Annotated in this window: 22 protein-coding genes; 12 read left to right on the forward strand and 10 right to left on the reverse strand. The window is 45.4% G+C overall.

Annotated elements, in window-relative coordinates; translation table 11 throughout:
• Positions 1 to 2: 2 nt before the first annotated feature.
• The gene (gene pssA, locus H3S83_RS05415) at positions 3 to 860 is read left to right on the forward strand and encodes a CDP-diacylglycerol--serine O-phosphatidyltransferase (protein WP_198239128.1); all 858 of its coding nucleotides are present in this window, start codon (positions 3 to 5) and stop codon (positions 858 to 860) included.
• Between the two features lie 462 nt (positions 861 to 1,322).
• Here the strand turns inward: pssA and H3S83_RS05420 are convergent, their stop codons facing one another.
• The 10 genes from H3S83_RS05420 to rpsF form a co-directional block, all read right to left on the reverse strand.
• Positions 1,323 to 2,075 carry an SDR family NAD(P)-dependent oxidoreductase gene (locus tag H3S83_RS05420; protein ID WP_198239129.1) on the reverse strand — a complete coding sequence of 251 codons (753 nt, stop codon included), beginning with the start codon at positions 2,073 to 2,075 and terminating at the stop codon, positions 1,323 to 1,325.
• Positions 2,075 to 3,565 carry an amidophosphoribosyltransferase gene (gene purF / locus H3S83_RS05425; protein WP_370541228.1) on the reverse strand — a complete coding sequence of 497 codons (1,491 nt, stop codon included), beginning with the start codon at positions 3,563 to 3,565 and terminating at the stop codon, positions 2,075 to 2,077. Before purF ends, H3S83_RS05420 begins: the two co-directional genes overlap by 1 nt.
• Before the next feature lie 92 nt (positions 3,566 to 3,657).
• Positions 3,658 to 4,236 carry a CvpA family protein gene (locus H3S83_RS05430; RefSeq protein ID WP_198232293.1) on the reverse strand — a complete coding sequence of 193 codons (579 nt, stop codon included), beginning with the start codon at positions 4,234 to 4,236 and terminating at the stop codon, positions 3,658 to 3,660.
• Positions 4,237 to 4,375: 139 nt separating this feature from the next.
• Entirely contained in the window at positions 4,376 to 5,776 is a 1,401-nt protein-coding gene (gene radA, locus H3S83_RS05435; RefSeq protein WP_198224943.1) for a DNA repair protein RadA, read from the reverse strand.
• A 5-nt stretch (positions 5,777 to 5,781) separates the two neighbouring features.
• A complete protein-coding gene (locus H3S83_RS05440; protein WP_198239130.1) occupies positions 5,782 to 7,284 on the reverse strand; it encodes a replicative DNA helicase in 1,503 nt (500 codons plus the stop codon).
• Between the two features lie 308 nt (positions 7,285 to 7,592).
• Positions 7,593 to 8,951, reverse strand: coding sequence for a cyclopropane-fatty-acyl-phospholipid synthase family protein (locus tag H3S83_RS05445; RefSeq protein ID WP_198239131.1), 1,359 nt, complete (start codon positions 8,949 to 8,951; stop codon positions 7,593 to 7,595).
• 245 nt (positions 8,952 to 9,196) lie between these two features.
• Positions 9,197 to 9,793 carry a 50S ribosomal protein L9 gene (gene rplI / locus H3S83_RS05450; protein WP_198239132.1) on the reverse strand — a complete coding sequence of 199 codons (597 nt, stop codon included), beginning with the start codon at positions 9,791 to 9,793 and terminating at the stop codon, positions 9,197 to 9,199.
• 22 nt (positions 9,794 to 9,815) lie between these two features.
• Positions 9,816 to 10,796 (reverse strand): hypothetical protein, encoded by a 981-nt coding sequence (locus H3S83_RS05455; protein WP_198239133.1) that lies wholly within the window; start codon positions 10,794 to 10,796, stop codon positions 9,816 to 9,818.
• 119 nt (positions 10,797 to 10,915) lie between these two features.
• Entirely contained in the window at positions 10,916 to 11,164 is a 249-nt protein-coding gene (gene rpsR, locus H3S83_RS05460) for a 30S ribosomal protein S18 (protein WP_075870048.1), read from the reverse strand.
• Positions 11,164 to 11,574 carry a 30S ribosomal protein S6 gene (rpsF, locus tag H3S83_RS05465; protein WP_077970990.1) on the reverse strand — a complete coding sequence of 137 codons (411 nt, stop codon included), beginning with the start codon at positions 11,572 to 11,574 and terminating at the stop codon, positions 11,164 to 11,166. Before rpsF ends, rpsR begins: the two co-directional genes overlap by 1 nt.
• Before the next feature lie 337 nt (positions 11,575 to 11,911).
• Here rpsF and H3S83_RS05470 point away from each other — a divergent pair, with 337 nt between their 5' ends.
• The 11 genes from H3S83_RS05470 (at position 11,912) to gmk (ending at position 24,918) form a co-directional block, all read left to right on the forward strand.
• Positions 11,912 to 12,496, forward strand: coding sequence for an undecaprenyl-diphosphatase (locus H3S83_RS05470; RefSeq protein ID WP_077970991.1), 585 nt, complete (start codon positions 11,912 to 11,914; stop codon positions 12,494 to 12,496).
• 86 nt (positions 12,497 to 12,582) lie between these two features.
• Positions 12,583 to 13,527, forward strand: a complete 945-nt coding sequence (gene fabD, locus H3S83_RS05475) for an ACP S-malonyltransferase (RefSeq protein WP_077971008.1) — start codon at positions 12,583 to 12,585, stop codon at positions 13,525 to 13,527.
• A gap of 15 nt (positions 13,528 to 13,542) precedes the next feature.
• Positions 13,543 to 14,280: a 3-oxoacyl-[acyl-carrier-protein] reductase gene (gene fabG, locus H3S83_RS05480; RefSeq protein WP_077971010.1), complete on the forward strand. Its 738-nt coding sequence runs from the start codon at positions 13,543 to 13,545 to the stop codon at positions 14,278 to 14,280.
• A gap of 366 nt (positions 14,281 to 14,646) precedes the next feature.
• Positions 14,647 to 14,883, forward strand: a complete 237-nt coding sequence (locus tag H3S83_RS05485; RefSeq protein ID WP_075870044.1) for an acyl carrier protein — start codon at positions 14,647 to 14,649, stop codon at positions 14,881 to 14,883.
• A 105-nt stretch (positions 14,884 to 14,988) separates the two neighbouring features.
• On the forward strand, positions 14,989 to 16,251 hold the full coding sequence (gene fabF / locus H3S83_RS05490; RefSeq protein ID WP_078039331.1) for a beta-ketoacyl-ACP synthase II: 1,263 nt from the start codon (positions 14,989 to 14,991) through the stop codon (positions 16,249 to 16,251).
• Between the two features lie 559 nt (positions 16,252 to 16,810).
• Positions 16,811 to 17,791 carry an endolytic transglycosylase MltG gene (gene mltG / locus H3S83_RS05495; RefSeq protein ID WP_370541362.1) on the forward strand — a complete coding sequence of 327 codons (981 nt, stop codon included), beginning with the start codon at positions 16,811 to 16,813 and terminating at the stop codon, positions 17,789 to 17,791.
• Between the two features lie 1,419 nt (positions 17,792 to 19,210).
• Positions 19,211 to 20,956, forward strand: coding sequence for a thiamine pyrophosphate-binding protein (locus H3S83_RS05500; RefSeq protein ID WP_188317771.1), 1,746 nt, complete (start codon positions 19,211 to 19,213; stop codon positions 20,954 to 20,956).
• An 84-nt stretch (positions 20,957 to 21,040) separates the two neighbouring features.
• Positions 21,041 to 22,333, forward strand: a complete 1,293-nt coding sequence (locus H3S83_RS05505; protein WP_078039332.1) for an MFS family transporter — start codon at positions 21,041 to 21,043, stop codon at positions 22,331 to 22,333.
• Positions 22,334 to 22,499: 166 nt separating this feature from the next.
• The gene (locus tag H3S83_RS05510) at positions 22,500 to 23,294 is read left to right on the forward strand and encodes an IclR family transcriptional regulator (RefSeq protein WP_198239134.1); all 795 of its coding nucleotides are present in this window, start codon (positions 22,500 to 22,502) and stop codon (positions 23,292 to 23,294) included.
• A gap of 10 nt (positions 23,295 to 23,304) precedes the next feature.
• Positions 23,305 to 24,192 (forward strand): YicC/YloC family endoribonuclease, encoded by an 888-nt coding sequence (locus tag H3S83_RS05515; RefSeq protein ID WP_198239135.1) that lies wholly within the window; start codon positions 23,305 to 23,307, stop codon positions 24,190 to 24,192.
• Positions 24,193 to 24,249: 57 nt separating this feature from the next.
• Complete coding sequence (gene gmk / locus H3S83_RS05520) at positions 24,250 to 24,918, forward strand: guanylate kinase (protein ID WP_198239136.1); 669 nt, start codon at positions 24,250 to 24,252, stop codon at positions 24,916 to 24,918.
• Positions 24,919 to 25,353 lie beyond the last annotated feature (435 nt).

Raw genomic sequence — 25,353 nt, forward strand, 5'->3', positions numbered from 1 at the left:
TAATGGAGAGTTCTTCGCCTTTTTCTTCATTCGACCCCGAGGGACACAAAAATGATGATGTGAAGCCGCGTCGATCAATTTCGATACGCTTTGTTCTTCCAAACGTCATCACGATTCTGGCGATATGCGCCGGTGTAAGCAGTATTAGGCTCGCTTTTGAACACCGTTTCGAAACGGCGATTTTAATGGTTTTGCTTGCTGCTGTGCTCGATGGTGTGGACGGGCGGTTGGCGCGTCTTATGGGCGGTGGCTCTTCATTCGGTGCGCAAATGGACTCCTTGGCCGATGTGGTAAACTTCGGTGTTGCACCGGCATTGATTGTCTATTCTTTTCTCCTCAATCAGGCTCATCAGGTAGGCTGGATAGCTGCACTGGTTTATTGTATTGCCTGCTGTTTGCGCCTTGCCCGTTTCAATGTAATGATTGATAACAAGCACATTCCACGCTGGCAGAGGGAATATTTTGTCGGTGTTCCGGCACCGGCAGGCGCGTTGTTGGTATTGTTACCGATATATCTTGGCTGTCTTGGTCTTGAACCGGGGGCTGGCTGGGCTTTGGTTTTCAGCCTCTATACAGTTGTTATCGCTTTTCTGCTCATCAGCCGTCTGCCGGTTTGGAACGGTAAAACAATTGGTCAGCAATTGCGCCGCGATGTCGTCATACCCGGTATGCTTGTTGTTGTGATCTATGTCGGCTTTCTTGCTACTTACACGTGGCAGGTACTTCTCGTTACAGCAATCGGCTATATGGCATTCCTTCCATTCAGCTTGATGGCCTATCAAAAACGCTCGGTTCGTGAAGCACAAAAAATAAAAGACGGCGCTGCAACCGAAGATGAAGATGAGGAAGACAAGGACTAGATTACCAGTCGGATTTCTCGTCTTTATCTAATTTATTTCACACATGATGAATTCTTGCATCTTGATGTTTTGATTGAACTGGCTGTGTTCTACATCGGGCTGACAAATCCGAAATCTGAAAAACCGGCTTTCAGGCTCGAAGGTCTTTTTTGTTTTAAGACAGTTTCCGGAATTTGCGCGGAATCTTCAGGCTGTCAATATTCATTACGCGACGTGTACCGGTCGGAATTTATAGGATTGTCATAAAATATTCCGGCAATGTGTGCATGATAAGAACTGCTGCAGTTGTGGGCGTTAAAAAGTGCAGGGGGTTATAAAAACCCCATTTTTTTTGTGAGGTTCTTTCTGCTGACGAAAAATGCATTGCGCGATCTGCGCCATTTCTGGACGCGGATGGAGTTTTCAGAAGATAACCATGCAGGAAAAACCGTTCGGCTTTTCCTGCCTTTCATTCCGGTTTTTCTAATCAGGAACATGATAGGTAAGAAAACGGTTTTTACGAGCGTCAAAAAAACCGCCGGTCTCTTCAAGGTCGGGGGAAGCAAGCTGAACAATCTTGGCTGCAATTTCTTCCGCAGATGGCAACGTGTTCGGGTCTTCTCCCGGCATAGCTTGCGCACGCATGGCAGTGCGCGTTGCTCCCGGACTTGCCATATTCACCTTTACAGAGGTGTTCTTCAATTCGTCAGCCCAACAGCGTCCCAACACCTCGAAGGCAGCCTTGGAAGCCGCATAAGGTCCCCAAAAAGCTCTTGGTTTATGCACAACACCGGAAGAAAAAAGAATTGCACGCGCACAATCCGACTTTTTTAAAAGCGGTTCGACAGCGCGGATCAAACGCCATTGGCTGATGACATTGATTTCAAATACATCTTCAAATGTTTTTGCTTCGACATGCGCAACCGGTGAAATGGACCCCAAAACACCGGCATTGGCAGCCAGAACATCCAGTTTATGCCAACGTTCGTTAATCTCGTTTCCCAACCGGTCAATGGCTTCCATATCGTGGAGATCAAGCGGTACCAATGTTGCAGTGGAACCTGCTTTGACGATTTGGTCATCAAGCTCCTCCAAGCCGCCTACAGTTCTCGCTAGAGCAATGATATGAGCGCCGCGTTTTGCAAGTTCCAATGCAAGATGATAGCCGATACCTCGTGAAGCACCGGTTACAAGAGCAACACGCCCCTTAAGGTCGAATGTTTGATTTTTTTCCATTATCGTCCACAATTCAAAACAGCGAGTTTATGAACATTATCGGCATTTTCTTCGTCGACCAGACGTGTCGGATAATCGCCGGTGAAGTAATGGTCGGTAAATTGCGGATCGGCATTGTTTCTCACCTCACCTCCGACAGCCATATAAAGCCCGTCGAGAGACAAAAATTGTAACGAGTCAGCACCGATAAATTCACACATAGATTTCAAATCAGGAAATTGATTGGCAAGGAGTTTCGATGCTTCAGGGGTATCGATGCCGTAAAAATCGGGATAAAATATCATTGGACTTGCAACGCGTATATGGACTTCCTTGGCTCCTGCGTCACGCAGCATTTGTACGATTTTGATGGACGTCGTGCCCCGAACAATTGAATCATCAACCAGCACAACGCGTTTTCCTTCAATAACAGGGCGGTTGGCTGAGTGTTTGAGTTTGACACCAAAGGCACGGATTTGTTGTGTCGGCTCAATAAATGTCCGGCCTACATAATGGTTACGGATAATACCGAGTTCGAATGGAATGCCGCTTTGCTGTGCGTAACCGAGTGCTGCCGGTGTGCCGCCATCGGGAACAGGGACAACCACATCACCATCACAAGGAGCTTCTTTGGCAAGATAAATACCCATATTTTTGCGCGCATTATAGACACTGCGTCCACCAATAATCGAATCAGGGCGGGCAAAATAGACATATTCAAAAAGACAAAGTTTTTCCGGTTTTTTATCTTTCGGCTTGATCGTCTTGATTGTGACGTCACCGTCTTTTTGTAATTGACAGATGATGACTTCACCATTTTCAACGTCGCGGATATATTTTGCGCCGATAATATCAAGGGCGCAGGTTTCGGAACAAAAAATCGGTTTGCCATCAAGTTCACCCATGACCAGTGGCCGGATGCCGGTGGGGTCGCGAGCGGCAATGAGCTTTGAACGGGTCATCGCGATCATTGCAAAACCGCCTTCGATCTGGCGGATAGCGTCAACAAAACGTTCGGAAGATTTTGCGTGACGCGAGCGGGCGATGAGATGAAGAACAACTTCCGAATCGGAGGTTGATTGGCAAATTGCACCCGAAGCAATGAGCTGGCGGCGTATTGTGAGCCCGTTGGTAAGGTTGCCATTATGGGCAATAGCAATGCCTCCCACTTCGAGTTCGGCAAAGAGCGGCTGAACATTGCGCAGTGCCGTCTCTCCCGTGGTCGAATAACGTGTGTGACCGATCGCCCGGTTACCGGGGAGATTGGCCAAGGTTTGCGGGTTGGTATAATGGTCGCCAACAAGCCCCATATGCTTTTCCTGATGGAATACATGTCCATCATAAGAAACAATACCGGCTGCTTCCTGTCCACGATGCTGCAAGGCGTGGAGGCCGAGTGCCGTTAGAGTTGCCGCATCATCATGCCCCAGAATTCCGAAAACGCCGCATTCTTCGTGCAAACTATCGTCGTCGAGAGAAAAATCCGGTTCACAAAAGACCTCTTTTGCCATTTTGACCATCCCGTAGAGATATCTAAGAATATTCTTTGTTAGAACATATAATATAGGTAAAATGGGTGGCATTTAAGGCCACCCATTTAAATTCAGTCACCCGATTGAGCCGGATTATCACCGATGCTATTGTCAGTATTGGACGGCTCATCTTTTTTCAGAACACTGGAAGCTTTGTCGAAAATCCAGTCAGGATCCTTTGGCAATAAATCCCAAATTTTATTACTCATAGAATCAAGCATGGGTTTGGTTTTTGCGTCCTTGAGCCAAGGCGCCTGATCTTCCGGCTTGATGAGCTGGTTAACAAGCAACATGGCGATCACCATAATGAAAAGTCCACGAACAACGCCGAAAATAAATCCTACCGTGCGGTCGAGCGCACCGATTCGGCTATCTATAATAACATCGGCAATTTTCATTGTTATGATTGACACAATAATGAAAACAATAACGAAAATAATTGCCAGACTTGCAATGAGTGCAATGGTTTTATTGGAAAGATAAGCTTCTACAAAGGGCAGGAGGTTTTTGTATAGAAGCACAGCCGCGATAGCAGCAATGACCCATGATGCCAAGGATAAAACTTCACGCGAAAAACCACGCACCATCGCCAAAAAGGCGGAAAAGAGGATCACTACAATAACCAGGCCATCGAGGGCTGTCATGAACATCAGGCTTGTCCTTAAGTTCGCTTCAATCGGCAAAAGACAATAAAAGTGGCGTCAATTACATCTTCATTGCCAGTTTGGAAAACCAATATCAATATTTCCTGTATTTTAAAAGTGCCAAGCCAGCCATTTGTCCACAAACTCAATTCTGTGTTGGAGGCGTGCTGCGCTTTTTTCCGGAAGCAATTGCAGCCACAAGTTCGGGCAGGTCAGAGAAACTCCTTTGCCTGAAAGACGGCGATTTGATGGTCTCGGTTGTGCCAGACGGTTGAATTGCCCCTTTAAAACCGAGCTTGTCGGCTTCTTTCAGTCTTTGACCTGAATGCGAGACTGCGCGCAGAGCCCCCGACAAACTGACTTCACCGAAAAATACGTAATTTTGAGGCAGCACAATTCCTGCAAGAGAAGAAACCAGCGCCGCTGCGACCGCAAGATCTGCTGCGGGCTCTGAAATGCGGTATCCGCCGGCAACATTGAGATAAACATCGTGCTGCCCGAAACGTACGCCGCAATGGGCTTCGAGGACTGCAAGAATCATGGAAAGCCGGTTGCTATCCCATCCGACAACTGCCCGTCTTGGTGTCCCCAGCGAAGTTGGCGCAACGAGTGCCTGAATTTCAACAAGGATAGGCCTTGTCCCCTCCATGCCCGCAAAAACTGCGGCACCGGGCGCATTGCTGTTGCGCTCTCCAAGAAACAATTCGGAAGGATTGTTAACCTCCCGCAAGCCATGATCCGACATTTCAAAAACACCGATTTCATCTGTCGGACCAAAGCGGTTTTTCACGGTTCTCAAAATTCTGTATTGGTGTCCGCCTTCGCCTTCAAAATAAAGCACCGCGTCGACCATATGTTCGACAACGCGAGGGCCGGCAATCTGCCCATCTTTTGTGACATGACCAACAAGCACAACAGCAGACCCCGTTTTCTTGGCAAAGCGTATCATCGCCTGTGCACCGGTTCTCACCTGTGTCACTGTTCCCGGAGACGAATCAACCGTTTCGGACCAAAGTGTTTGTATGGAATCGATAATGACCAAATCAGGCTTTTTGGCATTAGTGAGCGTTGCGAGAATATCTTCAACATTGGTTTCGGCAGCAAGCTCAACAGTTGTGTTGGCCGCACCCAAACGTTGTGCACGCAAGCGGATTTGCGCCACCGCTTCTTCACCGGAAACATAGATAACGTGATAGCCTTGACGGGCAAGCGCTGCCGCGGCTTGTGTCAAAAGTGTCGATTTTCCAATGCCCGGATCACCGCCTACAAGAAGTGCCGAGCCCCTCACAAAGCCACCACCTGTAACACGATCAAGCTCGGCAATTCCCGATTTTATCCTTGGTGCGTCTTCAATAGCGCCCGAAAGCGATGTGAGTGCAACAACGCGCCCTTTACGGCTGCTTTTTGCTGGCCCCCCGCCAATGCCGCCGCTCGTTCCTTCTTCGACAATGGTGTTCCATTCGCCGCATGCATCGCATTTTCCAGCCCATTGGGAATAGACTGTGCCACAATTTTGACAGACAAACTGGGTGCGTGTTTTTGCCATTACGATCAGCCGAATTGATCCGGTAACTTGTCACTTTCAGCAAGGTCTGAGAAGCGGGTGTATTCAGCCTGGAACGCCAATCTGACTGTTCCTGTCGGTCCATGACGTTGTTTGGCCACAATTACCTCGGCCTTGCCAAAGACTTCTTCCATCTCCGCTTGCCATTTCAAATGTTCTTCACTGCCAAGCTTCGGCTCTTTGTTTTTGATATAATATTCATCGCGATAAACAAACAGCACAACATCGGCATCCTGTTCGATAGAACCGGATTCACGAAGATCGGAAAGTTGCGGGCGTTTGTCATCGCGCGCTTCAACCTGACGGGAAAGCTGCGACAAGGCAATGATTGGTATATTGAGCTCTTTGGCAAGCGACTTCAAACCAGTCGTAATTTCGGTTATTTCCTGCACACGGTTTTCCGAAGCGCGTTTCGACACGCCAGTCATCAATTGAACATAGTCAATCACCAGAACATCAAGGCCATGCTGGCGTTTAAGGCGACGTGCACGGGCTGAAAGCTGCGCAATCGAAATGCCACCGGTCTGGTCGATATAAAGCGGCGCTTTTTGTAATCTCGTCATTGAATGGAGCAGCTTGGCGAACTGGTCTTCGGTAATATCACCACGACGGATTTTTGACGAAGATACTTCAGCTTGCTCGGAAATAATACGTGTTGCCAATTGTTCCGACGACATTTCAAGCGAGAAGAAACCGACGATTCCACCTTCATTTTCTTCTGCCGGAAGGTTGTTTTCCTTCGCTTTGATAAAGGCATTGGCAATATTGAAAGCGATATTGGTTGCAAGCGACGTTTTACCCATGCCCGGACGACCGGCAAGGATGATAAGGTCGGAACGTTGCAAGCCGCCCATTTGCTCGTCGAGTTTCTTGAGCTGTGTCGGAATACCCGAAAGCCGAGAGGTACGTTTTTTTGCCGCTCCCGCCATATCGATGGCTTTTTTTACCGCATCATCGAAACTTTCAAAGCCACCGCCATATTTGCCGGTTTCGGCAAGTGTGAACAGTTTTTGTTCGACATTTTCGATTTGTTTCGAAGGGGTAAGATCAATCGGTGCATCATATGCGGTATTGACAATCTCGTTACCAAGATCAATCAAAGAGCGTCGTGTATAAAGGTCATAAATGGCACGGCCATAATCTTCTGCATTGATGATGGTGACAGCTTCCGTCGCCATCCGAACAACATAGGTATAAACGGTCATGTCACCGATTTTTTCATTGGCCGGAATAAACGGTTTGATTGTGACCGGATTGGCAAGCTTGCCATTTTTGATCATCTCGCTCAAAACAGCAAAAATCGTTTGATGCAATGGCTCGAAAAAATGTTCAGGCTTCAAAAAATCGGATACGCGGTCAAGCGCATCATTATTGATGAGAATTGCACCGAGAAGAGCTTGTTCCGCCTCGATATTATGCGGAATCTGCCTGAACGGGAGTGCCTCGTCACCATTGGTCTGCCCGATATTGAGAACTTTTGCTTCTGACATTAGTCTATTGCTGCTCGCCTGAATTTTATTGAATTGGAAAACCCCACCACTTTAACCCATTCAGGGTAGGGACTGCCACTTTTTTTTCCAGATAAATGTTGTTTTATCCGCTCGGATTGATTTTTACGATGGCTTTTCTCTAGTGTAGTTAGGATTATCCTATGTAGCGTAATCCGGAAAGCGCATTTCGAACGCCGAAAACGCTTGATATATCCGGATATATAGCATTTTCCGATAGATCAGACCGGATTGTCCAATATCGGATTGCCCAATATTGAGCAAAACAGGGGAAACCGACTTTGCACAGGTTATTTCTTTTCTTTTTGAGAGGTCGCTGCCTTGCTTCGCGACTTTGACGTTTGGGGAGTGGCGCCAGCATCTTTTTTTTCAACAGTTTTTGTCGCGGATTTTACATTGCGTTCGGTTTTTTCAAGATTGGGGTCGGCATCGATCTTCTTGAGCCTAGCTTCTTCCTCGGTAATGTAATCGCGCGTCAAGGGAACCGCATCCTGCTTGTGGGCTAGCTGGATCTGGAAAACCATCATACCTTGCCAGCGGAAAGCACTTTCTGAAGCCGCAAGATAAAATTCCCACATACGGCAAAAACGTTCGTCATAAAGTGCTTTGGCCTCGTCCCAGTGGGCAAGGAAAGCTTCGCGCCAAGCTTTCAATGTCTCGGCATAATGCAAACGCAATATTTCTATATCGGTGATAATCAGACCGCTTTTTTCAATAACGGGAATGACTTCCGATAATGCAGGAATATAGCCACCGGGGAAAATATATTTGGCAATCCACGGATTGGTAGCACCCGGTTCACCGGAGCGGCCAATCGAGTGGAGAACAAAACGTCCATCCGGCTTCAACAATCTTTTGACGTGGTCGAAATATTCTTTGTAATGGCCGATACCGACATGTTCGAACATACCCACCGAGACGATTTTATCAAAAGCATCATCAAGCTTGCGATAGTCGAGCAGAAAAAATTTGGCTTTATCTTGTAGTCCCATATCTTTGGCGCGCTGATTGGCGATGCCATGCTGTTCATGAGAAAGCGTGACACCTGTGACATTTGCACCAAGAACCCGTGCGAAATAAAGCCCCAATCCGCCCCAGCCGCAACCGATATCAAGAAGCTTCTCGTTTTCTTTTACCTGAAGCTTTGCTGCCAGATGGCGTTTTTTTGCAAGTTGTGCTTCGCCAAGGCTGACATTCGGATTTTCAAAGTAGCCGCAGGAATACTGACGATCGGGATCAAGAAACATCTCGTAAAGTTTGCCGGACAGATCATAATGGTGTTCGACGTTTTTTGCCGAACGACGTAACGTATTCATCTGTACGAATCGTTTTGTCGCCGTGCGAATGAAGGAAAATGCTTTCATCCACAATTGGTTTTCTGCGATCGGACCCGTGCTTTCGAAGATTGTCTCCAGCAACGAATAAATATCGCCTTTAATAAACTCGAACCCGTCATTCATATAGGCTTCGCCCAGTTTCAAAGCAGGGTCGAGAGCAACTTCGCGTTCCCATTTTGCTGATGTAAAGCGTATTTGAATTGGCTTGCCCGTCTGGTCACCGAACTGGTATGTGACCCCACGTGAATCGGTAATTGTCAAATTACCTTTCGTAATAATGTGGCTGGCAGCCGTCTTCAATAAAGCAAACATCTATCGAGTCCCATCTTTCAATCAATAATTTGGCCGACTTTTATGCACAAACAAGCGTCTAACAAAGTTCACGAAAATCTATTCCGTCCAACGTGGCGTTTATAGTGCCAATTTGTAAAAAAAACACCCGACCAGAAGATCGGGTGTGTTCATTTTTTTTTGACATGTCAAGGAACAACTGTTCCAAATTACTGGGGCAGTCCGTCGCACTTATAACAATTGTGTCCCGATAAGCTGGTAAATGCTTATTCGGCTTCTTTTTCCTCAGCCTTTTTCTCGGCTTCGTGTTCGGCACCTTCCTCATCGAAAATTTCTTCCGAGAGCGGTTTTTCCTCAATGCCATAGATTGCTTCAATCGAAGTCAAATCTTCTCCGGCAGCCTGACGTTCGGCTTCTTCGGCAGAGCGGGCAATATTGACGGTGACATTAACCTGTACTTCAGGGTGAAGATTAACCGCAACATTATGAAGGCCGATTGTTTTGATCGGGTGATTAAGTTCTACCTGCGTGCGAATAATTGTGAAACCTTCCGAAGTGATAATATCGGCAATGTCACGGGTCGAAACAGAACCATAAAGCTGTCCGGTTTCACCGGCAGAGCGGATAACAACGAATGTCTTGCCGTCAAGCTTGTCGGCAACCTGTTGGGCTTCGCTCTTGCGTTCAAGATTGCGGGCTTCGAGCTGTGCTCTCTCACTTTCGAATTTCTTTTTGTTGGCCTCGTTGGCACGCAAGGCTTTTCCCTGCGGGAAAAGGAAATTGCGGGCAAAGCCGTCTTTCACAGAGACAGTATCACCCATTTGGCCGAGACGGGCAATGCGTTCGAGTAGTATAACATCCATTTTGAATTCCTTTCAGCTGCATTTATTGTTTGGGTTGGCCGTGTTGACGGCTCACTTGAATGGTTGTCCAGATTCCCATCAGAAGAAGAATGAGCGATACCGGAACAGCGAATATGAAAGTGCAAAGGGCAATATAGACGAATCCCAATATAAAAATGCGTCCACTAATGCCGCGTGTCAGATTGTGTAAATAGGCAAGTCCGGTCATCGAAATTGCCAATGTAAAAGTCGTGTTGAAGACCAATGCACACAGATTGAGAAATGTCCCCAATTGGAAAAACGTGGCGCCAAAGGCGACAATAAAAATGATCAGTGCAGGCAATGGCAGACGAAATTTTTTAGGCCAGTCATCGCGCGGGCGGGCGAGCCGTTTCATGCGTTGTGCACCGACAAGCGCAAAATACAAATTTCCGGTTAGAAAGAGCACTCCGTAAGTGGCCAGACTACTCGATAACAATGGAACGATATTGTTTACCAGAAAGTCGTGGAAGGTGACGATGTCGGCCTCGCTTGCAGAATTGGTTTCACGCAAGGAATTTGTGACGAAACTTGCAATTTCACCGGCAATGATCGGCGTGGTCGGGTTATTGTATAATATTGTGCCAATGAAAACACATATAATAGAGATAAAGCCGGTCAACAAAAATATGACTGACGAAAGCGGATACCATTTGATGGCATGACCATCCTCGTCCATTTCGGCAAGCCCTAATAGCCAGGATGCATAGACGGCTGGAAGGAAAAACAGCAATGTAAAGCCAAGCCCGATATAGAAATTTTGCGCAAATATCAGAACGATTGCTGCTGTAACAAGAGAAATGATGCTGGCAGCCGTGCCCCAACCAAAGGCCACGATGAAAATCGGTAGCGACATAAAGCAACCGAGTAACAATGCAAGTGGCGGGAAAACCGTAAAAAAGCTCATAATAGCCGTTGCAAGGACAGCAGCAAACAGCCCGCCCAAAATACCTGCCGGAAATGTATAGGATTTTTTTTGCAACATTGATTCGCTGTCCTGCCTTTGCAGTTAGGGGCTAAGATGACTGCTCCAACTCCGGTTTTATTTGAACCTGCACCGAAAGCAGGGGAAAAGCAGCCGGTCAAGCCGGCTGCCAAAATTACTTATTTCACAACATAAGGCAGAAGGCCAAGGAAACGGGCGCGCTTGATGGCTTTTGCCAATTCACGCTGTTTTTTCTGGCTCACTGCAGTAATGCGTGAAGGAACGATCTTGCCGCGCTCGGAAATATAGCGCTGAAGAAGTTTCACATCCTTATAGTCGATCTTTGGTGCGTTCGGACCTGAAAACGGGCAGGTCTTGCGACGGCGATGGAAAGGACGACGGGTTGGAATCTGACTAATATCAACCATTATTCATCTCCTTCATTATTGTCATCATCGCGTGAGCGACGCGAACGACGGGGACGCTCGTCATCTTTACCATAACGATCATCACGGTCACGGCGGGATAGCATAGCTGACTGGCCTTCCTCAAGCTCGTGAACGCGAATGGTCATATAACGGAGAATGTCTTCATTGATGCGCATCTGACGTTCAACTTCTGCAATGGCTGCAGCGGGAGCGTCAATATTCATCAAAGTGTAATAGGCTTTGCGATTCTTGCGAATACGATAGGTGAGGGTGCGTAATCCCCAATTTTCAATACGCCCGACTTTACCGCCATTGGCCTCGATAACGCCCTTGTAAAGTTCTACAAGCTGGTCAACCTGTTGCGGTGCAATATCCTGTCGGGCAAGGAACACATGTTCATAAAGAGCCATTGTTTTGCCTTTCTTCGGTTAATCTTTGTCGACTTCTAGCGCAGAGCCTCTGCGACTTGCCTTTTCGGTAAACCCGAAGAAGAAAGGACGCGTGTTTCGAGACATTCGAGAGCGGAGACACGGGAGGCTTGAAACATTAATGTTTCCTGTCGCTTGAAAACGCGACCCTCCGTTCAACCCCCGGCCAAATGCCGACAATGAACTGGCGGTTTCTACAGTCATTTTGTAAAAATAGCAAGAAGGAAGCGGTTGAAAACTGTTTTTTATTTGGAAGAATGATGATGTCGATATATGAGTGGCGAAATTGCAAACTGCCAAAATTCGGAGTTAGGCCAAAATGGCATTTCTGGAAAATATCGATATTCTCATTTTCAACTTTCTCGCTGCAACGCCTCAAACCCCGACAATTATGGCATATTTCGGGATAATTTGCGCAAAATTCCTGATTTATTTCATCCCCTTTCATTTGATAATATTGTGGTTTCTGGGAGGGCGCGGAGAACGCCAGACTGCGCTTGCAATTTTCTTCGCCGTCGTGATCGGTTTATTTTTTAGTTTCGTTATAGGACATTTGTGCTATCGACCCCGCCCATTTGTGGCCGGAATCGCGAAAGCTCTGATAGAACATAAAGAAAATGCCTCGTTTCCCAGTAATCACGCGCTAATTTTCACAATTTACGTAACCTCTCTTTATTTCTATCGCTATAAGCACGTCGCGCGATTTGGGCTTGTAATCGGATTATTGACGTGTTGGGCACGCATTTTTACAGCTGTGCATTATCCGTCGGATATTCTGGGCGGTGTAGTTCTTGGACTTGTTATCGCAATGTTTGTCATTCATATTGTTATGCCATTTGTTCCCAAATTTGTTTATCAGTTACCTTATTCACCAAAAGGAAGAGGAACGGATTTGGATGTCTAGTCAACCATGTCCGGCTTGACTTTTGTTGCTTTTATAGGCCAAGACCGGATAATATTTGTTTTTTTTGAACCAAGGAGTGCACTCTAGTGGTTTATGCATTTACTTTCCCCGGTCAGGGGAGTCAGTCCGTTGGTATGGGGAAAGCGCTAGCGGAGCAGTTTGCCGAAGCACGGGCTGTATTTGAAGAGGTAGACGATGCATTGGGCGAGAAGCTGTCGTCTGTCATGTTCGAAGGACCTGAAGATGTGCTGACTTTGACAGCCAATGCACAACCGGCACTAATGGCGGTTTCCATGGCTGTTATCAAGGTGCTGGAAAAAAACGGCCTCGATTTGAAATCCAAAGTATCGTTCGTGGCGGGGCATTCTTTAGGGGAATATTCGGCGCTCTGCGCTGCCGGAACGTTCAGTCTTGCCGATACTGCGCGTCTCTTGAGAATTCGTGGAAATGCTATGCAGGCAGCTGTCGCTGTAGGCGAGGGCGCAATGGCAGCAATTATCGGTCTTGAAGAAGAAGTCGTTTCGGAAATTTGTAGTTCGGTTCTGGGCGAGGGGATTTGCGAAATTGCCAATGACAATGGTGGTGGTCAACTGGTTATTTCGGGAGCTACAAAAGCCGTTAATGCAGCGGTAAAGCTTGCAACCGAAAAAGGAGCAAAAAGAGCAATTCTTCTTTCGGTTTCTGCGCCGTTCCATTCAAGCTTGATGCAACCGGCTGCAGATGCGATGCATGATGCACTTCTTGACGTCAATAAATTGGCGCCGGTCGTTCCTGTTATTCCAAACGTTTCTGTAGAACCGGAAACAGATCCTGAAAAAATAATCGAGTTGTTGGTTCGTCAGGTAACAGGCCGTGTCAGGTGGCGTGAAACCATCGAATGGTTTGCTGCACATCATGTCGATACGCTTTTTGAAATTGGTTCCGGTAAAGTGCTGACCGGGCTTGCAAGAAGAATAGACCGTAATCTGAATGGTATGACGGTCGGCACTGCGGAAGAAATAGAAAATGCGCTGAAAGCGCTAGGGGTATAATCAGGGAATTTGACAATGTTTGATTTTAAAGGGCGCAAAGCGCTTGTAACCGGAGCAACCGGCGGCATTGGAGAAGCAATTGCTCGTCAACTCCATGAACGTGGCGCTATTGTGGGACTTCATGGTACGCGTGAAGAAAAGCTTAAAAGTCTTGCTGAAGATCTGGGTGACAATTGTTTTGTTTTTCCCGCCAATCTGTCGGAACGTGAAGAGATTGCCAAATTGGCTGAAAAAGCCGAAAGCGAAATGGAAGGGATCGATATTCTGGTCAATAATGCCGGGATTACCCGTGACGGGCTTTTTGTGCGAATGAGTGACAAGGATTGGGATGATGTACTGGCGGTTAATCTGACCGCCGTATTTCTTCTCACACGCGCCCTAACGCATCCGATGATGCGCCGGCGCTATGGTCGTATTATTAATATTTCTTCAATTGTCGGCGTTATCGGCAATCCTGGGCAAACAAACTATTGTGCAACAAAAGCCGGAGTTATCGGATTCTCGAAATCCTTGGCGCAGGAAATTGCAAGTCGTAATGTAACTGTCAACTGTATTGCTCCAGGCTTCATTGAGTCGGCCATGACCGATAAGCTCAACGATAAACAGAAAGAGACAATTATGTCGGCTATTCCGATGAGAAGAATGGGGACAAGTAAAGATGTGGCGGCGGCGGCAATTTATCTTGCAAGCGATGAAGCTGCATTTGTTACCGGCCAGACATTACACGTAAACGGTGGTATGGCTATGATCTAATAGAGCTTTGCAACGAGACTCGCATGCATATTCGAAGAAAGCGGGCGAACATTGTCAAAGCGGAAACGCATTATTTTATACCAAGTCTGTGATTTTTTTAATTTTGCTCGAGGAGAAACACAGGATTTTGGCATAAAATTAAAATAAAGACGCGAAATTCGTTAAAATATCTTTGCGTCTTGGCGCCGAGCATGGTAATTGGCGCCTTTAAGGCCGGTTCATAAAACCGGTTAATCCCTTGAGAGGGATATCCACAGGATGCATTTGAAAACCTAAAAATCATAGGTGTAAATGCATCTATTGCTTGATTAGATGAGCCCGTGCCGCTAACCAAGGCAGGGAAACAACAAAAGTCGAGGATCCGACATGAGTGATACAGCAGAACGCGTCAAGAAAATCGTCATCGAACATCTTGGTGTTGATGCAAATAAAGTAACCGAAAACGCAAGTTTCATTGACGATCTTGGTGCCGATAGTCTTGACACCGTAGAATTGGTCATGGCTTTTGAAGAAGAATTCGGTGTAGAAATTCCGGACGACGCTGCCGAAACCATTTTGACCGTTGGCGATGCAGTCAAGTTTATTGACAAGGCTTCGGCCTGATTTCTTTGGGAGACAGAAACGATATAAAGTTTTTGTCTCCATTGCTTTTTTACTCGTAGAGAACGGGTAATCCGGTTTGTTTGTAGAAGATTGGGAATTGGAAGTATGAGACGTGTCGTCATTACCGGTATGGGATTGGTTTCTCCACTGGCCGGCGACGTCGAGCATAGCTGGAAGCGGCTTCTCGAAGGTAAGAGCGGCGTTCGCCGTGTTACCGAATTTGATGTCGATGATCTTCCGTGTCAAATTGCCGGCCGTATCCCGTTGGGTGACGGCTCGGATGGCACGTTCAATGCCGATCTTCACATGGAACCCAAGGAACAACGTAAAGTTGATCCGTTTATCCTCTATGCAATGGGTGCAGCCGACGAGGCACTTGATGATGCAGGTTGGCATCCAACAAGTGATGAAGATCAGATTCGTACCGGCGTTATGATCGGTTCCGGTATTGGCGGTGTCGAAGGCATTGTCGAGGCCGGATATACGCTGCGTGATAAAGGGCCAAGGCGCATCTCGCCATTTTTTATTCCAGGCCGTCTTATCAATCTGGCATCCGGTTATGTTTCGATAAAGCATCAGTTGCGTGGTCCGAACCACGCTGTGGTAACAGCCTGTTCTACCGGTTCTCATGCTATTGGTGATGCCTCACGGCTGATTGCTCTTGATGATGCCGATGTTATGCTCGCCGGCGGAACAGAATCGCCCGTCAATCGTATTTCGCTCGCGGGTTTTGCAGCGTGTAAGGCGCTTTCGACAGGCCGCAATAACGATCCCGAACATGCGTCACGCCCTTACGATATTGATCGTGACGGATTTGTAATGGGAGAAGGTTCTGCCATCGTCGTTCTGGAAGAACTCGAACACGCGAAAAAACGTGGGGCAAAAATCTACGCGGAAGTAATCGGCTATGGTTTGTCTGGCGATGCCCATCATATTACTGCGCCATCCGAAAGCGGTGAAGGGGCTGAACGTTGTATGCGGGCAGCTATAAAACGTGCCGGCATTGACCCTTCCGAAATTGACTATATCAATGCGCATGGTACGTCTACAATGGCCGACACAATCGAACTCGCTGCTGTTGAACGTGTCATGGGAGCACATGCATCCGAAGTTTCGATGTCCTCGACCAAGTCGTCAATAGGCCATCTTTTGGGTGCAGCTGGTGCTGCGGAAGCTATTTTCAGTGTTCTAGCTATTCGCGATAACATAGCACCTGCTACGATCAATCTCGATCATCCATCTGTCGAGACCAAAATCGATCTCGTGCCGCACAAACCGCGGGAACGCAAGATAGATACTATTCTATCGAATTCGTTCGGGTTTGGCGGAACCAATGCGTCATTGATCATGCGCCGGTTTTCAAAATAATAAATGTTGATGTAAATCTACACGATTTGGCACGCCTTGAAATTTCGCCGCAATCTTGAGATAAGTGGAAATGACAAGCCTTTTATAGCAAACAGGATGTGCGTTTATGTCTGACGAAGAAAAGAAGATGACATCCGATTCTAGTAAAATTTCGTCATCCGGGTCAGAACAACAACCATCGCAGTCTGAAGAGGCAAAAACACCTTTGGCGAAAGATCATTCCTTGATCGTAGAGGATTCGCCACAAGACGAGACCAATTCGGGCCAATCTCCGCTGGATCAATCGAAACCCGAAAACTCGCCCGCGCAATCAAAAACAGAAGCGACAGAAAGCCCACAATCATCCGAGCAAATATCGGGGAGCCAATCACCTCTTCCTGAAAAAGATCAATCTTGCCCACTTGACGCTGTCCACGAAAATAATAACGGGGCAGCTTTATCTACGCCAAGTGGCAACAATGGAGAGGGAATAAGTAGCGGTGACAATGATTCTAGGCAAAATGACGAAAAAAAAGTAAAGGCCAAACCAAGCCGTTCCAAAGTTGCGCGTAATCCGCTCATTATCCTTGGTAATTTCTTTCTGATGCTGGTTATTGTCATTATTCTGGCGGTCACGATACCGGTTTATGTCGGGAAAAATATGTTTACAGCGGCTGGTCCGCTAACCGAAGACCATGTGGTTCTTATTAATCAAGGCGCGGGAATCAGAGAAATTGCTTCGATACTTGAAAAACAAGGTCTGATAAGGTCAGCCGACATTTTTGTTTACGGAGTAAATTATCAAGGTAAAGCGCGGCTCCTGAAAGCGGGTGAATATGCTATTCCTGCCCATGCTTCTATGAAGACGATCATGGATATATTGGTCAACGGAAAATCAATCGAGCATTCATTCACCGTTCCTGAAGGGTTGACTGTTGCGCAGGTTTTTGACCGCCTCGCAGCCAATGATATTCTGGTAGGCGAGTTGCCAAAAACTTTCCCTCCCGAGGGTAGTCTAATGGCCGATACCGTCAATTTTACCCGTGGTACGACTCGTGAACAAATAATAAAGCGGTTACGGGACGGCCAACAAAAGCTCATCGCCGATATATGGGCAAAACGTGCACCCGATTTACCGCTCAAGAACATCAATGAATTTGTGACACTTGCCTCGATTGTCGAGAAAGAAACCGGCATTGCATCTGAACGACCGCAAGTCGCTGCGGTGTTTTTTAACAGACTTGCAAAAAATATGCGATTGCAATCCGATCCGACGGTTATTTATGGGCTGTTTGGCGGAAAAGGAAAACCATCCGATCGACCGATTTACCAGTCCGATCTCGATAAAGAAACGCCATATAATACGTACAAGATTAACGGTCTTCCCCCCACACCGATTGCCAATCCCGGGCGTGATGCTCTGGAAGCAGTCGCGAATCCACCAAAAACCGACGCGCTTTATTTTGTTGCAGACGGTACGGGCGGGCATGTGTTTTCGAAGACGCTGGACGAACACAATGCAAATGTACGCAAATGGCGTGCATTGCAAAAGAACGAATAAGATAAAGATAAGAGTTAGACAAATAATATATTGAGATATATTATCTATAATTATATTTTGTTAAAACATCAATAAAATTATAACTTTTTTAAAATCATATGTATTTAATATTTTTGTAGAAAAAGATAATACAAATTTTATTTAGTTAAAAATAGATATTAATTTATTCATTTTGAATATAAATAATATTTGAGAATTATTTTTAATTTTAAAAATATTTTTTCATGAAATTCGAATAATATTTTGAAATTCGTTGAAACATTAAATTTACGTCCTGAAACTGTATTGTCCAAGGTATCTAATGTATAGGTACGGTCGATTGTTTTAATTTTAGAATATTTGTTAAAAATACATTTTGAACTTAACTAATTAATTATTGCGTAAATACGATATGATTATTATGTGACAAGCATTGATCGCATCCGTCTAAAGGTTGCTTGTAATAAATGTAACCAGGAGCACCCAATTTAGCAAATCAATAAGGTCGAATTCCTGCCATTTTGTATGTTTGGAATTGATTGTCGATACCCCATATTTTCAACATTTCCGGTTCTTCCTTATACAGAAAATTGGTGATTGAAGGCAGCATTTCCGTAAATCTGGTTCACCTTTAGAATTTTCCGAAACATCAGCAATGAGTGATGTGATCTGATTTGCTTGAATCGGGTAGCGGCAATTTATACCATAGGCCAAGGCACATGCTGTCATATGAGGTTCTCGCTCGAGTTCTTCGGTTTGTTAGTCGTGACAAATTGGATATTTTTATAGGTTAGATCTTTTTGTCGAGATGTGTTCGGTGTTGCTTCACACCTATTTCAAGACAATTTAGCATGATCCATTTTCATTACCTGCTTTTATTCGTCGTCTAACCCTCCGGCGAATTTGATTGAATGCTTAAACATTGGATTAAGCGTCCACAAACAACGCAGTCAAACATGTCTTATTTAAAAGCCAGAGTCTCAGTTGGTTTTGGAGATGGTGCTTTCATGCGGTGTTTATGAACAGAATGGTCGCATGGAAAGGTCTAATTCATTTTCCTTTTTCCTGATTGTCAAAAAATAGAGTGAAATGAGCTGGAAATATAATGACGAAGAGCAACCGGAAACGGGTGAATTATGATCTTCATTCTTTCTTAAAGCGAAAATAAGTCTTGTATGACATGGTTTAGAAGCAATCCTTCCCCGGCAATAAATGCATGATATTAATTGCCCGGAAATATTGCTGTCATACTGAAATAGGTTGGGATTTTTGGAAAATTCATGAAAAATTCGTTCGTCTGGAAACGGCATAAGACAAGTGACGGTTGAATGCAGCTATCCGGATTAAAATAACTTGACGTTTTAAATCTATTCATAATATTCTATTAAACGGAAAAAATTTTTCATTAAATGAAAATAATGTCTGGGAGGGCGCATTTGAATGAGTACAGAAAATATTAAACAAGGTTTAAAAATTCAGGGCGGGGAAGCTGTTGCGAGAATGCTTAGAGCTTTTCATTGCGGACCGATGTTCGGAATGGGTGGGTTTCAGCTTTTACCAATGTACGAAGCTGCCCGAAAAATGAATTTGCAACATTTTTTAATAAATGACGAACGTGTCGCCGCTTTCGCCGCAGATGCTTATGCGAAAGTTTCTGGACGGGTTGGATTGGCCGATGCTGCATTGGGACCTGGCGCGACGAATCTTGTTACAGGGCTTGGTGAAGCATTGAATGCGGGAACACCTATGGTGTGTATTATTGGAGACACGCACCGCCTGCATTCATGGAAAAACATGACTCAAGAAGTGCGGCAAAACGATATTTTACGTCCAGTTTGCAAAGAACTTATTCGTGTTGAAATGATTGAGCGCATTCCCGAACTCATACGTAGGGCATTTTCAATAGCAACATCCGGACGACCAGGACCCGTTGTGGTCGATATTCCTGAAGAAATAATGCATGACTACTATACGTTTTCACCCTCCGATTTTGAAGTAGATATAGCAAATGAATCAATTCCGGCGTTACGTTGTCGGCCAGACAAAAAAGCTATCGAAAAGGCCGCAGCTTTGCTTATGCAAGCCAAACGTCCCCTTATTCTCGCTGGTGGGGGAGTGCACCTTTCGGGTGCGAATGAACAACTGACAAAATTTGTATCAGCCACAAATATTCCGGTAGCCCATACTTTAACCGGTAAAGGCTCGATTGCTTGTACAAACCGACTTAACGCGGGGTTATTCGGTCGTTATGACCGTATAGCAAATAAACTGATTGAGGAGGCCGATGTTCTGTTTGTAATTGGTTGCAAGCTTGGGGAAATAGCGACGAAACGCTACACATTGTTACCAAAAGATAAAACTATCATTCATCTTGATCTTGTCGCTGAAGAATTTGAACGCACCACAGATGTCGATGTGAAGTTGTGGGGGGATGCGCGTTGCGGTTTAGAAGATTTATTGGAGGCTATCGGTAGTGGGGCTTCCGCTTTACATCAACGATTGCAGCTTTATAGTGATGAAGTTATAGAACGGATGTCCAATTGGCGCAATGAAGTATCAGAACGTCTTCATTCAAATGAACGTCCTATCAATATGGCTCGATTAATGACCGAGTTGAATAACGTTTTGCCGGAAGACGCGATTCTTGTCGCTGATGGCGGCTTCGCCGCACATTGGAGCGGACTTTTGTACGATACAAAACGTGCCGGGCGCGGTTTCTTGCCAGATCGCGGTTTTGCTTCCATAGGCTATGGTCTTCCGGGCGCAATAGGTGCGGCATTGGCTGCGCCCGGGAAGAGAGTAATGGCTTTAACCGGTGATAGTGGTTTTTGCATGGTCATCGGAGATTTGGAAACAGCTAAGAGACTTGACCTGGATATAACAATTATTGTCGTCAATAACGCTGCATCTGGATATGTAAAAGCGTTGCAACACCTCGTTTACGGAGCAGGACATTATCATTCATCCGATTTACATGAAGTCGATTTTGCATCAGTTGCAAATTCATTTGGCTGTAAAGGCATACGCGTTGAAGATCCAAACGAAATCCATAATGCGCTGAAAACCGCAATGTCCACAAAAGGGCCTGTTGTAATTGATGTCGTTGTAACAAGAGATCCATCAAAAATGCTTCCCGGTGTCGATAATCGTGCAGCCACAATTAAAAAGGGCGATCGCATTGCCTGACATGGGTTTGTTGGAGGTATAGATTTAGTGAACGTTTTGGAAAAGCAGGAGGAAGCTTTTCCATACGTCTCAGGGGAGGGGTAAATGACGAGGAATGTTAAAGAAACTCGGCAAAGTATTGTTGCTATAATATCGAGTGCATCCGGAAATTTGGTGGAATGGTATGACTTTTACGTCTATTCGTTTTCTGCTTTATATTTTGCATCTTCATTTTTTCCCGATGGGGATACAACTACTCAACTCTTGAACGCAGCAGCAATTTTCGCTGCGGGTTTTTTGATGAGACCGATAGGCGGTTTACTCTTCGGAAAAATAGCTGATCGGTTTGGACGAAAAACATCGATGTTGATTTCAGTGACAATGATGTGCGCAGGTTCGTTCATCATTGCAATTTTGCCAACTTACGCATCAATTGGTATTTTTGCACCTATATTGTTATTGCTAACACGCTTGATGCAAGGGCTTTCCGTAGGAGGCGAATACGGAACGACAGCGACATATATGAGCGAAGTAGCGATTTCGGGTCGCAGAGGATTGTTAAGCTCTTTTCTTCATACCACACTTATTGGCGGACAACTCACGGCTGTATTAACCATCGTCTTGTTACAAACGGTGCTGAATGAACACCAGTTACATGAATGGGGTTGGCGAATACCTTTTATTATAGGGGCTTTGCTTGCAGTTGTTGCACTTATATTGAGACGTAATCTCGATGAAACATCAACACAAGAAACAAGAACAATGGATGAAGCAGGGAGTATTATAAAGCTTTGGAGCGGGCATAAAAAAGCGATACTTTGTGTAATGGGGATTTCGGCAGGCGGATCACTGTTTTTCTATACTTTCACGACGTATATGCAAAAATACTTGGTTAACTCGGCGAATTTTTCCAAGATGGATGCTTCGACCATTATGACATGGGCTTTGCTCTGTTGTATGATAATTCAACCTGTATTTGGTTTTATTTCTGATATAATTGGACGCAAAACAACGCTGTTGATTTGGAGCGCTATTTCAATATTTATTACCGTTCCACTACTCTCGTTAATCGGTCACGTCCAGTCAGTTTCTGCGGCGTTCCTGCTCATTATGATTGGGTTGGTGGCGATAAGTATGTATAGTTCCATTAGCGGCATTGTTAAGGCTGAATTGTTTCCACCACATTTGCGGGCAATCGGAGTGGGGCTGCCTTATGCAATTGCAAATGCATTGTTCGGAGGAAGTGCTGAATATGTGGCGTTATGGTTTAAATCTGCGGGTATGGAAGGAGGATTTTTTTGGTATGTTACTTTTATGATGGTGATAACCTTCATCGCGGTCGTGGCTATGCCAGACTCACGCAAAAACGGTTACCTACAGCGTAAAGGTATCTATTGATATAAAACCTGTTTGAATGCATTTATTGAGTTACTATCCCCATTCAAAATTGCTAAAAAGATCCAGCGAACATGCTAAAGATTCAATGTCGTAATGGCTAAGATGATTGCGTGTTTTGCCTGGATCATATACAAACGTGAGGTCATTAATACCACGTTTGAATGCTATGGCTGTTTCACCAAATCAATATCAAGGAATAGAGCGTACAGTCGCCTTACTCAAGACCGTAGCCAATCATCCCACTGACGGTGTGCGACTTGCAGACGTCGCCGATCAAACCCAACTATCTCCTTCAACAACACATCGTTTATTATCAGGTATGGTGCAAGAAGGATTAATTGAACAAGACCCTGAAACATTGCGTTATTTTCCGAGCTTCGTTCTTTATGACCTCGGAAGAAAAGCGTCGCGGCGGTTTTGCCTGTCGCAAATTGCTGAAAGCAGCATGAAAGACTTGGCTCAGGAGACCGGTGATACTGTTTACCTGCAAATAAGGTCTGGCGATGATGCTGTATGTGTTAATCGCTGTGAAGGAAATTACCCGATTAAAACGTTGACACTCTCGGTTGGCGATCGAAGGCCATTAGGCATCGGGGCAGGTAGTCTTGCACTTCTTGCTGCATTACCGCCACAAGAATGTGAGCACGTTATGAAGCGTAATACCAAACGGTTATCCAATTATCCTCAGATAACATCGCAAGACATTCAAAGATTTGTCGCTGAAGCTCGCGAGAAAAGATTTGCCTACAATCCGGGTTTATATATTTCCGGTATGCGCGCAGTAGGTATTTCCTTATCAAGTTACTCAGGCAAACTATTGGGTTCGTTAAGCATCGCTGCTGTCGACAGCCGTATGGATGTAGAGCGGTGCTCAATGCTTGTCAGCTATATGAATATCAAAGCTAATAAAATCATTGGTCTTATAAACGACATCGAAAACGACGAAAAATTCTCTATTTAACAGGAGTTTAGTGACATTGCAGAGTATGACGGGATTTGCCAGAACAACTAAATCGGCCGGAAATGCCAACATTGTTTGGGAAACGCGCTCGGTTAATGGACGGAATCTTGACTTGAGATTCCGCTCGACCATTGCAATCGATACAGTGGAATACGAGTTGAGAAAAAAAGCTGGCGAAGTTTTTTCGCGTGGAAATATAACCTGTTCTCTGAATGTGACATTTGAAACGGGTGATAATCATCCGGTTATCAATCAGGATTATCTTGATTGGGTACTGAAATTGTCTGCCGGGCTTGAAAAAGTTCATGGGATCCAGAAGCCGACGATAGATGGTCTATTAGGGTTAAAGGGTGTGCTGGAATATGGAACGCCGAGGGATGAAACGTTGGAAAACGACGTTTTAAAGACAGCGATCATCGAAACTTACGAAAATGCCCTTCAAGAGCTCCGGTCTGCCCGTGAACACGAAGGAAATAGCCTCAAAAATATATTATCGGGTCAAGTAGATAAAATTGAAAATCTCGTTAGCAGAGCAAGGAATGACCCTTGTCGCTCGCAAGAAGCTATCAAGGAGCGGTTAAAGACACTTGTTGAATCGCTCATTGTTACAAGTGACAAACTCGATCCACAAAGGTTGGAGACGGAAGCTGTTCTTATTGCCACCAAAGTCGACATTCAGGAAGAGCTTGACCGACTCGGCGAACATGTAAAGGCAGCGCGATATCTATTGGCTCTGGATGAACCTGTGGGCCGACGACTGGATTTTTTGGCGCAAGAATTCAATCGGGAAGCCAACACTCTGTGTTCGAAAGCCCATACAGCTTCCCTTTCTGCCGCAGGATTGTCCTTGAAAACCGTTATTGACCAGTTTCGCGAACAACTGCAAAATGTTGAATAGGGCGGACAGAAGAGGGATATGCGACTGTTTCGAGATAATTGATGAGGACATTATAGAATGGAAAATACAACTGAACGCGCGCTCAACCTGAAAAATACCGGCAAACGGCGCGGTGTATTATTGGTTTTGTCTTCGCCTTCGGGAGCCGGAAAGTCCACTTTATCTCGTTTATTGCTGGAAGACGGGCATCTTGGATTGTCTGTCAGCGTTACCACGCGCGAACGTCGACCGAGCGAAGTCAATGGCGTTCATTATCACTTCATAACCCGAAAAGAGTTTGAACAAAAACGCGATAATGACGAGCTTATAGAGTGGGCGGAAGTTCACGGACATTATTATGGCACATTGCGGGAAACCGTTGAAACCGCTCTCGCAAGCGGGCGGGATATGCTCTTTGATATCGACTATCAAGGGGCGAGACAATTACAGGAAAAAATGCCGGATGATGTTGTTTCGGTTTTTATTCTGCCCCCTTCAATGAAGGAGTTGAAATCACGATTAAATCGTCGAGCCGAAGACTCACAAGATGTAATTAATTTACGGCTCCATAATGCGCGCGGTGAAATCGAGCACTTCAGATCTTATGATTATGTCATTATCAATCAGGATTTGGAACAATCATTTGCATTGATAAAAGCAATTCATCTTGCCGAGGCTATAAAACGCCGGCGCTGTCTCTATATCGATTCGTTCGTAAAGAGCTTGCTGGAAGAAAAGATCGAATGAATTCTTGAAGAGATAATCTTTACTTAGAAATCTTAACCCCGAAGACGGAATTTCGGTGAGGCGCTTATAACTTTCTTTGTCCCGAGTTTTCGCGATGGCATCAAGATATTTCATTCGCACGCGATGATGTAAAAACGCGATTTTCCTCTTCAAAAGGGGAAGAAAAAAATCAAAGATTTCTAGCTTTTTTGTCTGTCCATTTGAAAATTTTCCGGCTTAATCTTTATTGCAGTGGCGTCTTTCTGATTGCAGTAATATGCATGCGATATTCAGGGTTTTGCCAAATGATAACAATCGTTTGTTCGAGCAAAGGCTCGCTTCAGCATCTTCCATCTCCGGCGAATAGGTATATTTTTCATGACGTTCATATCCCTGACAAATCTATCTCAAGCAATCGATGCTATGATGTGTTTTCCAGCCGACAAATTGCGAAAC

The organism is Bartonella sp. W8122 (assembly GCF_016102485.1).
Taxonomy (GTDB): Bacteria; Pseudomonadota; Alphaproteobacteria; order Rhizobiales; family Rhizobiaceae; genus Bartonella; species Bartonella apihabitans.